This window comes from Mucilaginibacter sp. P4_D1, from assembly GCF_056401935.1.
In genome coordinates this window covers 32,731-47,970 of record NZ_JBFUIJ010000002.1, presented here as the reverse complement: position 1 = coordinate 47,970, position 15,240 = coordinate 32,731, and the positions used below count along the sequence as shown (strand labels likewise).

At 42.1% G+C, this 15,240-nt stretch carries 12 protein-coding genes; 6 read left to right on the top strand and 6 right to left on the bottom strand.

Annotated features, from left to right (window positions below):
- Positions 1 to 6 precede the first annotated feature (6 nt).
- Positions 7 to 1,071, top strand: coding sequence for an HlyD family secretion protein (locus tag AC1DV1_RS02055; protein WP_477354505.1), 1,065 nt, complete (start codon positions 7 to 9; stop codon positions 1,069 to 1,071).
- Between the two features lies 1 nt (position 1,072).
- Complete coding sequence (locus AC1DV1_RS02050) at positions 1,073 to 2,623, top strand: DHA2 family efflux MFS transporter permease subunit (protein WP_477354502.1); 1,551 nt, start codon at positions 1,073 to 1,075, stop codon at positions 2,621 to 2,623.
- A gap of 266 nt (positions 2,624 to 2,889) precedes the next feature.
- Here AC1DV1_RS02050 and AC1DV1_RS02045 read toward each other — a convergent pair whose 3' ends face one another.
- Together AC1DV1_RS02045 and AC1DV1_RS02040 are read right to left on the bottom strand one after the other, a co-directional pair.
- Positions 2,890 to 3,474, bottom strand: coding sequence for a carboxymuconolactone decarboxylase family protein (locus AC1DV1_RS02045; RefSeq protein WP_477354499.1), 585 nt, complete (start codon positions 3,472 to 3,474; stop codon positions 2,890 to 2,892).
- A gap of 482 nt (positions 3,475 to 3,956) precedes the next feature.
- Positions 3,957 to 4,502, bottom strand: coding sequence for a peroxiredoxin (locus AC1DV1_RS02040; protein WP_147053761.1), 546 nt, complete (start codon positions 4,500 to 4,502; stop codon positions 3,957 to 3,959).
- A gap of 496 nt (positions 4,503 to 4,998) precedes the next feature.
- On the opposite strand from AC1DV1_RS02040, the gene AC1DV1_RS02035 reads away from it, so the two are divergent.
- The 4 genes from AC1DV1_RS02035 to AC1DV1_RS02020 all read left to right on the top strand — a co-directional run bounded on the left by AC1DV1_RS02035 (position 4,999) and on the right by AC1DV1_RS02020 (position 11,507).
- The gene (locus AC1DV1_RS02035; RefSeq protein ID WP_477354496.1) at positions 4,999 to 6,900 is read left to right on the top strand and encodes a WG repeat-containing protein; all 1,902 of its coding nucleotides are present in this window, start codon (positions 4,999 to 5,001) and stop codon (positions 6,898 to 6,900) included.
- 64 nt (positions 6,901 to 6,964) lie between these two features.
- Positions 6,965 to 8,893: a YARHG domain-containing protein gene (locus AC1DV1_RS02030; protein ID WP_477354493.1), complete on the top strand. Its 1,929-nt coding sequence runs from the start codon at positions 6,965 to 6,967 to the stop codon at positions 8,891 to 8,893.
- An 86-nt stretch (positions 8,894 to 8,979) separates the two neighbouring features.
- Positions 8,980 to 10,887 carry a WG repeat-containing protein gene (locus AC1DV1_RS02025; RefSeq protein WP_477354490.1) on the top strand — a complete coding sequence of 636 codons (1,908 nt, stop codon included), beginning with the start codon at positions 8,980 to 8,982 and terminating at the stop codon, positions 10,885 to 10,887.
- On the top strand, positions 10,884 to 11,507 hold the full coding sequence (locus AC1DV1_RS02020; protein ID WP_477354487.1) for a DUF2306 domain-containing protein: 624 nt from the start codon (positions 10,884 to 10,886) through the stop codon (positions 11,505 to 11,507). The genes AC1DV1_RS02025 and AC1DV1_RS02020 overlap by 4 nt, the downstream gene beginning before the upstream one ends.
- Before the next feature lie 116 nt (positions 11,508 to 11,623).
- Here AC1DV1_RS02020 and AC1DV1_RS02015 read toward each other — a convergent pair whose 3' ends face one another.
- From AC1DV1_RS02015 to AC1DV1_RS02000, 4 genes are all read right to left on the bottom strand, one after another.
- Entirely contained in the window at positions 11,624 to 13,249 is a 1,626-nt protein-coding gene (locus AC1DV1_RS02015; protein ID WP_477354484.1) for an NADP-dependent glyceraldehyde-3-phosphate dehydrogenase, read from the bottom strand.
- A gap of 96 nt (positions 13,250 to 13,345) precedes the next feature.
- Positions 13,346 to 13,624, bottom strand: a complete 279-nt coding sequence (locus AC1DV1_RS02010) for an Atu4866 domain-containing protein (protein ID WP_477354481.1) — start codon at positions 13,622 to 13,624, stop codon at positions 13,346 to 13,348.
- Entirely contained in the window at positions 13,591 to 14,430 is an 840-nt protein-coding gene (locus AC1DV1_RS02005; protein WP_477354478.1) for an SDR family oxidoreductase, read from the bottom strand. The genes AC1DV1_RS02010 and AC1DV1_RS02005 overlap by 34 nt, the downstream gene beginning before the upstream one ends.
- A gap of 65 nt (positions 14,431 to 14,495) precedes the next feature.
- Positions 14,496 to 15,227: an SDR family oxidoreductase gene (locus AC1DV1_RS02000; protein ID WP_477354475.1), complete on the bottom strand. Its 732-nt coding sequence runs from the start codon at positions 15,225 to 15,227 to the stop codon at positions 14,496 to 14,498.
- Positions 15,228 to 15,240 lie beyond the last annotated feature (13 nt).

Sequence of the window (15,240 nt, the reverse complement as noted above, 5' to 3'; positions counted from 1 at the left end):
AATAAAATGGCAAAGGCACAAGAAACACAGGAACAGGAACCAAAAAAGAAACCAAATAAAGTTATCCCTATCATATTAGGCGTATTGCTTCTTGGTGGTATCATTTTCGGTATCAAAGAGTACATATACTACGGCAAGCACATTGATACAGATGATGCGCAGGTTGATGGCGACATAAGCCCGGTAGTTGCCCGCGTAGGCGGATATGTTGACTCTATTTATTTTGAAGAAAACAGCCACGTAACTGTTGGTCAAACTTTAGTTAAAATTGACGACCACGATTACAAGATAAAATTAGAGCAGGCGCAAGCAGCCCAGGTTGGTGCAAGCGCAGGTATCAATGTAAATCAATCGCAGATTTACGCTACACAGGCAAACTCATCAAGCGCAAGAGCGCAGGTTGAATCAAATGCTGCCCGTTTAGATAAAGTGCAGAAAGATTATGCCCGTTATGCAAACCTTATAAAAGACGGATCGGTAACCCAGCAACAATTTGACCAGGCTAAGGCCGATCTGGATGTGGCTAAAGCAAACTTAAGGGCATCGCAAGACCAATACAAAGCAGCGGTTGAGCAAATTGGCACCACCCGCAGCCAGTTAAAGGTTACTAATACCGGCGTAAGCCAAAAGCAGGTTGATATTGATTATGCCAAACTGCAATTAAGCTACACCACTATAAAAGCGCCATCAAGCGGTTTAGCCGCCAAAAAAAGCGTACAGTTAGGCCAGTTGGTACAGGCAGGGCAAACCTTGTTTAGCGTTGTTAATGATAACAGTTTATTCATAACCGCCAACTTTAAAGAAACACAGCTGAATGATATGAAAAACGGCCAGAAGGTTGATGTTGAGGTTGATGCCTACCCTGATATGAAAGTACAAGGTACAGTTTACAACTTTAGCCCGGCAACCGGCGCCAAATTTTCATTACTGCCGCCAGATAATGCTACCGGTAACTTTGTAAAAGTAGTGCAACGTGTACCGGTTAAAATTAAATTAAACGCCTCAAAAGACGTACTTGACAAATTGCGCCCTGGTATGAGCGTAAAAGTTTCTGTAATTAAAGGAGAATAAAATGGCTGAAACAGGCTTTAAAAAATGGATCATCACCATCACGGTTATCATAGCTTCATTGCTGGAGCTTATTGATACCACGATTGTGAACGTATCCCTGCCCGATATACAGGGTAACCTTGGTGCTACCCTTGAAGATATTGCCTGGGTGGTTACCGGTTACGCTGTAGCAAACGTAATTGTGCTCCCTATGTCGGGATGGCTGGGAAGCAGGTTCGGGCGCAAAAATTATTTCATAACTTCCATTATCGTGTTTACCATCGCCTCGTTTTTATGCGGTAATGCCACAAACCTTAATGAGCTGGTTATGTTCCGGATACTGCAAGGTATTGCAGGTGGGGGGCTAATATCAACCTCACAGGCCATATTAATTGAAACATGGCCACGCGAACAAATTGGAACCGCCACAGCGCTATTTGGTTTAGGTGCGGTAGTAGGGCCAACTGTAGGGCCTACCATTGGTGGTTATATTACCGATCACTCATCGTGGCGGTGGATATTTTATGTGAACATTCCGGTTGGTGCCCTGGCAGCGTTTTTTGCCTACACCTTTGTGCGCGAAACGCCTAAAGACGAAAAAGGGAAACCTGTTGACTGGTGGGGCATTGGCTTACTGGCTATAGCTGTAGGCAGCTTGCAAACCATTTTAGAGAAAGGTGAATCGGAAGATTGGTTTGCAACTCCTTACATTACGGTATTAACTATCTCTGCAGTATTAGGATTGATCCTGTTTATATGGCGCGAGATGAGTATTAACTATCCGATAGTGAATTTTGCGATATTAAGGCACCGGAGCTTTGCTGTGGGGATGTTTACATCCTTTGTGCTTGGTTTTGGGTTGTATGGGTCGGTGTTTGTGTTCCCGGTATTTTGCCAGAATTTGTTAGGTTTTACAGCACAACAAACAGGCGAGATCCTTTTCCCCGGTGGGTTGTGTACCATTGTAATGATGCCCTTTATTGGTAAGATGCTCAATAAGGGTATTCCGGCACAGTTTATGGCCACCGCGGGTATGTTTCTGTTCTTTGTATTTACCACAATGCTCAGTAACTCCACCATGGCAATGGGGCCGTCTAATTTCTTTTTGCCGTTAATGATCCGGGGCGTAGGTATGGCCTTGTTATTTGTACCCTTAACCACGTTGGCCATTGCCGACTTGAAAGGGCCCGAGGTAGGGCAAGGAACAGGCTTAAACAACATGATGCGCCAATTGGGCGGTTCTTTTGGTATCGCTACGCTAACTACCATTATCCACGTACGCCAGGGCGTGCACCGTAGTAACCTGTTAACAAATATTACGGCAACCAACCCGGCATTTATTGAGCGGTTTAACGCTTCGTTACATAACTTTATGGCCAAGGGGCACTCATTAATTGATGCTACCCGTATGGCGTATGGCGCCATTGAAGGCGCGTTAACCAAACAGGTGCTGTTGTTGACTTATGACGATGCTTACTGGATATCGGGACTGGTGATGTTGTTTTCAATCCCTTTGCTGTACCTGCAGCCATTCAGGAAATCGAATGCAAAAATGCCGGTAGACGCGCATTAAAATTCATAACGATAAAAGCCGTTCCACTATTACCTGGAACGGCTTTCCCCAAAAAAAATTAACAATTAAAATTTAATAACTCTCCCCGAGATACAATTGATTTTCAATAAAAATAAGTGTAATCGAGGTTTGTTTAATCTTAGGCATAAATTTAGAAGTTTTTAATTAACAAACGCAAATTTTATTAAGTAATAAACTGTTATTTATGAAAAAAGCATGAAATTATTAAATCTCATGCTTTTTTTATGCTAAAATACTGTTGATACTTAAAAAATAACTTTCCCGGTAGCTGTAACTAACGACGCAATACGTACCGCATCAAAAATCCGCTCCTCGGTTGTGGCTAATTTGATCAGCGAATCTTCATGGGCGTTTACACACATTTCGCAGCCATTTACAGCGGAAACAGCCAGGCTCATCAACTCAAAAAACTCTTTTCCGGTAACGGGTTTCATCATCAGCTGCATGCGGATGCGTGCCGGGATTTGAGTGTATTTTTCTTTCTGCGTAAAATGCCTGAACCTGTAAAATACATTATTTGAAGCCAGCAATGATGCGCAGCCTACCGCTTCACCAATTTCGGCGGCGGTAGCTTCCTGTACTTCGGCGTATTTGGTAAAGTAGCTGGTAAGCGGCGTATTATTGTTATTAACCGCTATAGTTAAACCTAATAAGGCGCATTCTTTAGCCGTTAAATGGGCCGATGTAAGTGTGCTGGTAAAATTCAGTTTCAAGTCGCGTAAATAACGCGATTCGCCTTTTTCTAACAGGGTAAGGCTGGTTGTACGGTAATCTTTATCTAATCCAATACTTTCCAGTATTTCCTGGATCACTTCGGTACTTTCGTTCATGGTGTTTGTTTTTATGCTTAAAGCAGAAAGCCGAAGGCTTAAAGCTTTAAAGTGAATTTAATCCGTGTCGTTATTGCGAGGTACGAAGCAATCCCCTACATGCTAAGTCCCATATAGTTCGGGATTGCTTCGTGCCTTATAATGGCATGCTTTTAAGCTGTTGATTATCAGAGTTGTTTTTTAATGTAAAGACGCAATACTTTGCGTCTCCCCCAGGATATTCAAAATTTACAGGCTCAATTTGCATGTGTGATTTGCATGCGGGAGACGCAAAATGTTGCGTCTCTACAAAAGCCCCGTTTACAATTATGTCATTCCTTTTTTTTCAAGCATAGGCTGGTGGGCACTCGCCATCACGGTCTGCTTTTTGACGGTCTGTTTTAGCTTTAGGCTTTACGCCTTAAGCTTTCAGCTTATTCCCGGCTTACAAAAAATCCCCGCACAATAAATTAACTGTACGGGGACATATGTAGTAGGGGGAATTAAACAGTTAGTGTTTCCTGGCCTTTTTCCCAGTTACATGGGCAAAGTTCGTCGGTTTGTAAACCATCAAGCACACGTAAAACTTCTTTAACGTTACGGCCTACGCTTAAATCGTTAACAGAAACCCAACGGATAATACCGGTAGGGTCAACAATGAAAGTAGCGCGGTAAGCGATTTTTTCAGTTGGCTCCAATATGCCCAAATCTTCGGCTAATGATTTTGAAGTATCGGCAAGCATCGGGAATTTCAAATCGCGTAAATCATCATGATCGCGTCTCCAGGCAGCGTGTACAAATTCCGAATCAGTAGAAGCACCAATTAAACGGGTTTCGCGGTCGCGGAACTCGCCATAGTTTTTGTTGAACTCAGCAATTTCAGTTGGGCACACAAAAGTGAAATCTTTTGGCCACCAGAACATTACTGTCCAAACGTTATCATCATTCACCAAATACTCAGAAGTAAGTGTTTCAAACTCTTTTCCTTTTTCAAGGCTAACTACGGCCGTTTTAGAAAACTGGGGGAATTTTTGTCCTATCGTTAACATAAGTGTCTTTTTGTTATTATTTATACAAATATACTGATTTAAAAGTCAGCCTTTCATTCTAAAAATCTATACCTTATAGATTTTATTGATAGTTAATTTTTAAGAAATTTGTTTTGTCTATGTGTGCCGTATCTTACATCTGCGGGTTTATTGGACATCAGTAGTTACAGAATTGACTGGCTGCTCTGTCAATTTTTTCAGGGCGTTCCCTGCGGGCCGGGCTCATACTGCACAAGCCTTAACCACAGGCCGGTATCCGCGCCAATCCCTAACGCTTTCCGATGCCCCTTGGGTTAAACTATCCAGCGTTTAGGCCACCCCAGAGGGGTGAAAGCTTTGTAGAAATAAAGAATTAGTTGTTTTGTGCTCCAGGGGAGCACTACCCCGCGTTTCGTTTTCCTTTCCCTTAAAGACGGAAAATTTTTCATCTAACAACCTGACAACAATATACTTATACGATACTTCTAACGTTGATAAGGAAGCCTGTCTCAATATCATGAAAATTAAACCTTTTCTCATTCTCGCAGCTTCTGCTATAATTCTGGCGGCGTGCTGTATCCTTTTTATCCGCAGTAAAAATCGCGCATCGTCCAAAAGCGACGAAATAGTGCTATATTTGACATCTTTTAAAAAAAGCTTTTCTAATGAGAGCGGGACTCAGCCGCTATTGGATTTTTTTAAGGATGGACGCGAAACCAAGGGCGTTTATGAAACATTGGGGGTGTTAACCGGGGCGCCGCAGGAAGATAGCGCGTTACAAGAAGGAGGTTTTAAGGTTGATTTTAACGCGGATAAGGCTACCGTACGGTTTATCAATGCCACGTTATCTGTGGCAACTGTGCCTGTTACGTTTAGCAAGGATGGTTTAGCTAAAAAATATTCGCAGGTTTACTTCACTGTTCAAAAAACAGGCCCGCATCAATATAAAAATTTAAAACTTGATGGCCGGGATTTTATAATAGCACATCAAAACTATTCCAATTATGTGGAAGAAAACCGGTACCCGGATAAGGAGGTGTATACCCCGGCAACCTTAAGCGCGTTTAAGGACGTTGCAGGTCTGCGCGCAAAATACGATAGTGTTATATGGTTTAGCCACCTAAACGGCAAAAATTGGTTTTATGTAATCAACGGAAAATGGGACTTTTACAAAGCCTTCCCGGAAGATAAGGACACTGCCAAAACTTACAAAATGGGCCTTGTGAACCCGCAGTTTAAAGAAATAATTCCCGTGGGTTTTGATGTGGTACATAATATAGGCGGAACCGTGCCCAACCTGGTTGAGGTAGAAAAAGATCACAAACGGGGTCTTTATGATCTATCGGGGAAGGTAATAGCACCGGTGGAATATGACCAGATCAGGGCCGTTAAAAACGGCAGATACCTGGCTGCTTTAAAAAAGGACGACCACTTTTACTGGCTCAGAAAAGATTATACCATTTCCGATAAAGCCGACCTTCGGATAACAGATCTGTTATCCCAACTTAAACAGGCCCCCCCTTTTACAGTAACCAAAAACCCGGGCAATGATGTAACCGAGTTTAATTCGCGGCGCATGCATGGGAGTATTTATATACCGCCATCATACCTTGTCGACCTGGGGTTAATACCCACCATAAAAGTGTTTGAAAACCCATTGAGGCGAAATGTTTTTGTATTTGGCGCAAGCCGCAGCTACAGGGTTGAAAGGGATGGTAAAGCTGCTGCGAAAGTTAACGGTGGCGGCAATTGGCTGCTAAGTTTATTTTACACTATAAAAAACCATTACATTGATGGCCGTTCGGGTTTATACACAGCCAAAAACCTGGTAATTATTGATAAAAAGCGGAATAAAGCTTACGGATCGTCTGTAATTGATGCCGTTTACAACAACAAGGGAGAGCCTGGAAGTTCGGCAGATTGCATGAAAAATACAGTGAAGGCATTAAACGATTCCTTATTTGAGGTTGTGATGCCATCAGGGGCACATGTAAAATTGCTTAACGGCGCCACGCTTAACCAAATACCATTTTACCATTACTTCGGCTTAAAAAAAGGGCGCCTGGTTGAACAGAACACCGGCAGGCAATTTGGGTTTACCAAAATAAGGAAGATGGATGATAGCGACCTTAACGGGTGCTACGTATACCTGGTAAAAGCCGATAAGGATAACTGGAAAAATGAGCAAGGCAGTATCAACCAATATGTTTTGCAGTATATGAAAAACGAAATATATGCATCGTATAACTACGACTTTAAAGATGCCCCATGGGCGGAGATATTTGGCGAAACCTTACCCGATTATAAAGCAAAAAATACAAACGTCGACGATTCATTAACCCTTATCGACAAGTACAACATCAACTTTATAAACAGTAAATTAAACGCAAAAAAAGCAAACACACTGGCAGCCAAATAAGTGCCGGGAAATAAGGTTAAAATTTCCAGTCATTGCGTTTCAAATAATTTAATATCTTGGTATCATGAAAACCAAACCTATCCTCATTATAACGGCCATTGTTTTGGTGGTTGCAGCAAGTTGTTTTGCATTCTTTAAATACAGGAGTCAAAATAAACCGGGCAAAAGCGAGATTATACAGTTTTTAAACGCCTTTAACAAACACATCCAGGCCGGCAATATTGATTCGGCCAAAACTTTTTTTGAGGATCAGCAAAAGAGCAAGGCTGTTAAGATATTGCTAAGCGTGCTTACCAATAAAACCAATACCGGCGGCAAAGAGAAGCCAATTTTTACGGTGAGTTTAAATACCGAAGATGCCCTGATAAAATTGACAAATCCCGAGTTTGCTACTGCCACGATAGCTGCCACTTTTAAGAATGATAACCTGCCGGAAGAAAAATCGACCGTAACATTTACCATCCATAAAATTGATGGCAAAAACTACAAAATAACCCAGGTAAATGCGCTTGGCTTTGTGAAAGATTATGTGGCTTACCAGGCAAAAGTATATAATAAAATTACGCCCGAAAAAGATATTTATAGCGCAATTACGCTTGCTGCGTTTAAAACGGCCGAAAAGTTGAAAACCAGTTATGATAGCATAGTCTGGTTTGATCATGTGAATAGCAAAACCTTTTATTATGTAATAAAAGGCAAATTGCCCAACGGCTTTTTATATGTTGATGATAAAAAAACCGAAGGCGCCGACTATAAAATGGGTCTTGTTAGCCCCGGGTTAAAGGAAATAATTCCTGCCGAATATGATCTGATACATAATGTTGGTGGAACTATTGACGGCTTGATTGAGGTTGAACAGGGCGATAAAAAGGGCTTTTATAACCTATATGGTAAACTAACTGTGCCTGCAATTTATGATGAAGTATATCCCCTGAAAACAACAGGGAATTTAGCTGTTTTAAAAAATGGAGAGGACTTTTTTTACCTGAAGGCCGATTCCACCATATCAGATAAAATAGCTGATTTTAAAATAGCCGATATTGTACCGCAAATTAAAACCTTCGGAGATTCGTACACACTATCTGACAAAAGTTCAAAAAACGTAATGGAATATAATTCACGGGATTATAATACATCGCTGGTAATTTCGCCCTCGTACCTGGCCGGCCTTCAGATACTTCCAAAAGTTATCGACTTTCCGAATCCGTTAAGGAAGGGGCCTGCAGAAGGCGATGACGAGGAAGGAGGCAGCCGTTCAATTGATGTTGCATTTGATGCTGATAAAAAGGACGATGATAGCAATTGGTTTCAAAGTGCTTATTATACCATTGTAAATGATTATTTGGGCGGACGAGGCGGCCTTTACACCAGTAAAAATGTATTGGTAGTTGATAAAAAACATAACCAAATCCTGGGGTTTAGCGCAAGTATCGATTTAAGCGAGGGGGAGGGATATGCCTTGCCATCTAAAACCTGCAACGAAAGTTCAACTAAAGCAATCAACGATTCACTCTTCGAGTTTAAAACAACATCGAGCCTCGAGCAGTCTTTGTTAGGCGAAAACGAGACTATAGCAGACGGGCCATACTATCATTACCTTCAACTTAAAAACGGAAAACTGGTCGCCTTAAACTCTAAAAGGCTGTTCCCTACACAATTTATTAAGCTGGATGATTCATACCTTCAAGGCTGTTACATAATAAGACTAGGGGCGTACGGAGAATCAAAAGAGACAACCATTGATCATTTAAACAAATCCATGCTTCAGTACATGAAAAATGAGATTTACGCTTCGTATAAATACAGGTTTAAAAATCAGAAATGGAATGACGTTTTTGAATATCGCTTTTCTGGCAATGGGGATACCACAAAAAATGCCAATGTTGACGATTCACTTACTATTATTGATAAATTCAACATCAGCTTTATTAACAGCAAGTTAAATGGGAAACCCTTAAACGTAAAAATGCCTAATAGCCTGGCTGCAAGATAGTTTTAAGGCAGAAGAACGATTGTTTATTTTTAAGTGACTGATAATAAAATGTTTTGCTGAATGTTTTAAGTTAAATACGTTGCTGTATGAAAAGAAAACCTATCCTTACTGCCATAGCTTCAATGGCTGTGCTTATTATTTGTTTTTCGTTTACGCGCGATAAACGATCGGTAAAACCGGATAAGGCTGCTATAATCAAATTCCTTAATGCATTTAATGTGCAAATTAAAGCAGGGAATATCGACTCTGCAGAATCGTTTTTTAAGCAGGATATAGCAGGCACCGGAATAGAGATGCTGGGCCACGTAATGGGGAGTTATCGCGGTTCATTGCGCAAAACAATGCTGGCATTTGACATAAATTTTGATACCCGAAATGCCCAGGTGAAATTTACAAACAACCAGGTGGCCACGGCTATGGTTATTGCCCGCTTTAGCACTCCGGGCATCAAAACTCAAATATCGCCGGTACTGTTTACTATTGAAAAAAACAATAGTAAACAGTATAAGATAAGTAGTGTCGACCTTAGAAACTTTAACCAGACTTATAGCAATTTTGGGGAGATAGTAAGAAGTAAATCTATCCCTGAAAAGTACCTTTATAAACCCATTACATTGGCCGCTTTTAAAAACGCTGATAAATTAAAAAAGAATTATGACGGCGTTTTATGGTTTGATCATATTAATGATCAAACCTATTACTACGTATATAGGGGAACCGTTCCGTATAATTTATATGATAGCAACGCCCGTGACAGGGCAATTGCAAACTTTCAAATGGGTCTGGTGAATCCCGATCTGAAAGAAATTATCCCCGTTTCGTACGATTTGATCCGCAGCGTTGGCGGCACGGTAAGCGGGTTGATAGAAGTGGAGAAGAATACTAAAAAAGGGTTGTATAATTTAAATGGAAAAGTTGTTGTACCTGCGGATTATGATGAAATATACCCTTTAAAAGAGAACGCGAATGTTGCGTTGCTAAAAAAGGGGACTAACTATTATTATTTGAAAAGGAATTTTATCATTTCGCCCCAGCTAAACAATTTCAATATTGCCGAACATCTTGCCCTGATTAAGGCTTATGGCCAATCGTTTACATTATCGGCAAAAAGCCAGCCAGATATAATGGAGGAAAACTCCCGTAAAATGGATAACGCCATCTACATCGCACCATCCTATCTGGCCGATTGGAAAATTATCCCCGATTTTACAATGTTTGTAAACCCTTTAAGAAAGGTTACAAGTATGGCGAGTGTAGACCTATTTGGGCCAACATCAGTTAGGTTTGACCACCCTAAAAGAGAGCAGGCTAATTCGTGGTACGAACGCATGATTTATACTATCGGGAAACAATACCTTGGAGGGCGGTCTGGCCTGTATAGTAGCAAAACTGTTGTTTTGGCAGATAAAAGGAAAAACAAAACCCTCAGCTTTGAAGTACCTGCTTCTATGGGCGATGGATATTATAACGGACTTGCTGTTAGCCGGTGCAATGAAAGTGACTTATTGGCGCTCAGTGATTCCTTATTTCAATACAAGATCACTTCGGAATTTGCCGTCCCTCTGACAGAAAAAGACCTTAATTTGCTCGAAGCGCCATATTATCATTTTATCCAGATTAAGGGCGACAATATCATCGTATTAAAAACGTCAAGAATATTTCCAACAAAATTCAATAAGTTGGACGATAGTTATTTGCAGGGTTGCTACACTATGGCTGAAAATTCAGATCAACCTAAAAATATACGGGTTGAAGCACAGGCAACAGCCGAAATATTGGAATACATGAAAAACGAGATCTACGCATCGTATCATTATCACTTCAAAGACGAAAAATGGAACACTATTTTTAAATCCAGGTTTGATAATGAATACGTAGAAACACCCCAAAACGACGACGTTAAAGACTCACTAACTGTTATTGATAAATACAACATCAACTTTATTAACGCAAAACTAAAGGCAATGCAACCCAAAATTCAGGCTTCCAGATGAGTATTACCGCAAGGCTATTAAGATACTTTGCTTTTATATGGATATCCATTTTAAGCCTGGGTACATTTTATGAAAGTTTTGCGCATAACCACGCTTTCTTTTTAGGCTTTAAGCAGGCAGCTATTAAAACAGGCTGGTACATGCCGGCATTTTTCTGCCATATTTTTGCCAGCAGTATTATATTGCTGGTTGGCTTTTTCCAGTTTTCAAAAACGGTATATGCCAACCGACGGATACATAAGATATTAGGAAAAATATATATCTGTGGGGTATTGTTTATAGCCGCGCCGGGCGCCTATGTCATGACGCTGTTTGTTGGCCGGGGTACGGGCGTTTTTATATCGTTCCTGGTACAAAATACGCTTTGGGTGTTATCAACTGCATTGGCATTTACACTTATCAAAAAAGGCAATATCAACGATCATGTTAAAATGATGCGCCGCAGCTACGGCCTTGCTTTTGGGGCGGTAACCTTGCGCTTTTATATCCTGCTTTTCCACGTTTTTGGCAACGGTGTAAACTTCGATAATAATTATATCATTATTGCTTTTTTAAGCTGGGTGCCAAATTTAGTGTTGGTGGAAATAATCAATATAAACGAAACGAAGCCCCACCCCTAACCCCCTGAAGGGGGAACTATAGCGGACAAGCAAAAAAAATAAAGGCCTGGCGAGAAACGCCAGGCCTTTATGTTAATCAAAAAGCTCCCCCTTCAGGGGGCTGGGGGGCCTCGCCTCTACAATATAAACTTCGTGCTCAGGAAATTAGATTCGTTGTCGTTCACAATGTCATTGATGATCTGTTTGTTCACATCGTTCATTTTGGTAGCCACCAGCGAACGGATGGAGAAGGCCCTTAATGCATCATGCACCGAAAGGGTGCCCTCGGCACTATCTTTACGGCCCGTGAAAGGGAATACATCCGGCCCGCGCTGGCACTGGCTATTGATATTTACCCGGCTTACCAGGTTCACAAACGGATCTATCAGCGATGAGATCTCCCTGGCGTCGTTACTAAATATACTCACCTGCATTCCATGCGGCGAATCTATCTGGTACTCAATAGGCTCTTCTATCGACTCGAACGGCACAACCGGAATAACCGGGCCAAACTGCTCCTCGCGGTATAGCTTCATTTTTTCGTTAACCGGGTACACAATGGCGGGGTAAAAGAAAGAGGCCACCGTTTCGCCGCCGTTTTCGTTAATTACTTTTGCGCCGTTGGCAATTGCGTCTTCAACAATATCGGTAAGGTAAGCCGGTTTATGTGGTTCGGGCAAGGGAGTAAGTTTTACATCTTTATCCCAGGGCAAACCAAACGGCAGTTTAGCAACTGCTTCGCTCAATAGTTTTAAAAACTCGTCGGCTACATCTTTTTGAACAAATATCATTTTTATGGCTGTACACCGCTGGCCATTGAACGATAATGCGCCTAAAATGCATTCGCTTACTGCTAAAGGGAGGTCGGCATTTTTGGTTACGATAGCGGCGTTTTTGGCATCTAAACTTAATACCGCGCGCAGGCGGTTTATTTTAGGGTGACGCTTTTTTAAATCATTGGCAACCTTGCTTGATCCGATAAAGGCCAGCACATTTACTTTACCCGAGGCCATCAACCCGGGTGTTACTACTGAACCACGGCCATAAATGGTGTTCACTACGCCTTTAGGGAACGATTCCTGGAAAGCGCGCAATAATGGGTAATGTAATAGCGTACCATGCTTAGGTGGTTTAAAAAGTATGGTATTGCCCATAATAAGGGCGGGGATTAATGTGGTGAAAGTTTCATTCAAAGGATAATTGAACGGCCCCATGCACAGCACTACCCCCAACGGCGAACGGCGGATTTGAGCGACCAGTCCCTCGGCCATTTCAAACCGTGACGACTGCCGGTCGATATCCTTCAGTGCATCAATGGTTGCATTGATATACTCGATGGTGCGGTCAAACTCCTTGGCCGAATCGCCGTAGGATTTGCCTATCTCCCACATCAACAGCTTTACAACCAGGCTGCGTTGCTCGCTCATCTTGTAAATAAAGCGCTCCATGCATTTAATGCGGTCGGCAATGCTCATGGTAGGCCACTCACCGCGGCCATTATCGTACGCTGCAATGGCTGCATCTAATGATTCAAATGCTTCCTTTTCGGTACAAACCGGGTATGTTCCAATTAGCTTGCGGCCAAAGTTGCCATCGGCATCAAAAAAGCCAATTGGCGAGTATACTTCGTTTACCTCGCCGTCCCAGGGTTTCATTTCGCCATTGCTCAGGTATTCGCGCTGGTGCACTTCTTCTGTCTGAAACCCAAAGCCAATCTGGCTTTCGGGCACAAATATGGAAGTTATCTGATCTTTAAAACTCATATTTTATAGGTATTAGATTTTTATAAAGGTAAAAAAAGCCTGCTTTTATAAGCAAGCTTTTTTATGGCCAATGAGCAGAATTGCGAAATTTGCAATTCAGGCACTCTCTTTATATAATACCATGCCAGCGTGGTAAAAAACGCCGTCTTTAAAATCGCCTTCGGCTACAAAGCCGGTATCGTCAAGGTATTCAACGTGGTTACCTAACCTGTTGTAGTAACCGGTATAAGCGCTTTTTATATCGCCGCGCGTTTCATCATAACGGCCATTTGGTAAAAATTCATGACGTATATAACCGTCTTTGGTTACCCAAACGCCTATATGCTCGTTATTTTTTGTTGTTAAAAACCAGTTGAGGTTGTTAATTCTTTCCATGTTTCCAAATCGTTTTGTACCGATGCTATTTTTTGGTGGGCCAGTTGGTAGGCATCGGCACCTAAAAATAAATTCAGTGGGGCATCGGGTTGGTTTGCAATTTTAATCATCGCAGCGGCCGCTTTTTCCGGGTCGCCCGCTTGCTGCTGATCTAAGTTATTTTGATGCAGGTTTTGCGAATCGCGCACATTCTGATAGGCATCAATCGGGTTCTTAGGCGTGATTAATGATCCTTCAGAAAGGAAGTTGGTGCGGAAATAGCCCGGCTCAACAACCGTTACTTTGATACCAAATGGTTTTACTTCGGCATCAAGGGCTTCAGAAAAACCATTAACCGCAAATTTGGTAGCGCAGTAAATTCCAAAACCAGGATAACCACCTACAAAGCCACCTATCGACGAAATATTGATAATATGACCCGATTGTTGTGCACGCAGGTAAGGCAACACTTTGCGGATGATATTTAAAGATCCAAATACATTTACATCAAAGTTGTCGCGGGCCTCCTGGTCGGTTGTTTCTTCCAGGCCGCCCAGCATACCGTAGCCGGCGTTGTTAACTACCACGTCTATTTTACCAAAAGTGCTGATGGTTTTCTCGATAGCTTGCTGCACGCTTTCTTCGCTTTTGATGTTAACGGCGAGTGGTAAAAACGCATCACTGGTTACGCCTACAGCACTTTCCAGGTCGCTGATGTTTCTTGATGTGGCGGCTACTTTATAACCTTGGTTTAATAGTCTTTTTACGAGGGTAAGTCCCAGGCCTTTCGAGGCGCCGGTTACAAACCATATATTTTGATTGCTCATGATTATACTTTTATGGTGATTTCACTGATTTTAAGATGATTTCACCGATTGATTATTTATGTTAATTATCGTGTTTGTTCAAGTGGCCTGATCACCAGTTCGTTAACAGATACATTGCCGGGCTGACTGATGGCGTAAATCACCGCGTCGGCTATGGCGTCTTCATCCATTTTAGGCATGTTTTTAAGGTCGCCGTACATGGCTTTTATCTTTGGGCTGGTAATATCATGTCCAAGTTCGGATTGTGTTGCCCCGGGGAAAATAGTGGTTACCTTAATGGTTTGTGTCACTTCCTCGCGCAGGCTTTCCATAATAGCCTTTACCGCGAATTTAGTTCCGGAGTACACCCCAATTCCAGGAGATGTTTTGATACCGCCAACGGATGATGTTGCGAGGATATGACCCTGCCCGCGTTGCAGCATGTGCGGCAATACGGCATTAATGCCATATAAAACCCCTTTAACATTGATATCGATCATCCGGTCCCACTCGTCAACCAGGCCTTCCTCAAAAAAGGATATGGGCATAATGCCGGCATTGTTCCATAACACATCTACATGGCCAAACTTATTGATAGCCTGTTGGATAAGATTATCCAGATCGGTGCGTTTGCTTACGTCTGTTGTTACGTAGATGGCATTGTCGCCTATTTCGGCAACTAAGGCTTTTAGCTGGTGTTCCCGGCGGGCGGCCAATACAACTTTGGCGCCAAGCGCTGCCAGCTTTCGGGCCGCAACCGCGCCAATTCCGCTGCTGGCGCCGGTTATTACTATAACTTTGTTTTTAGTGTTTTCCATCGTTATTGTTTTC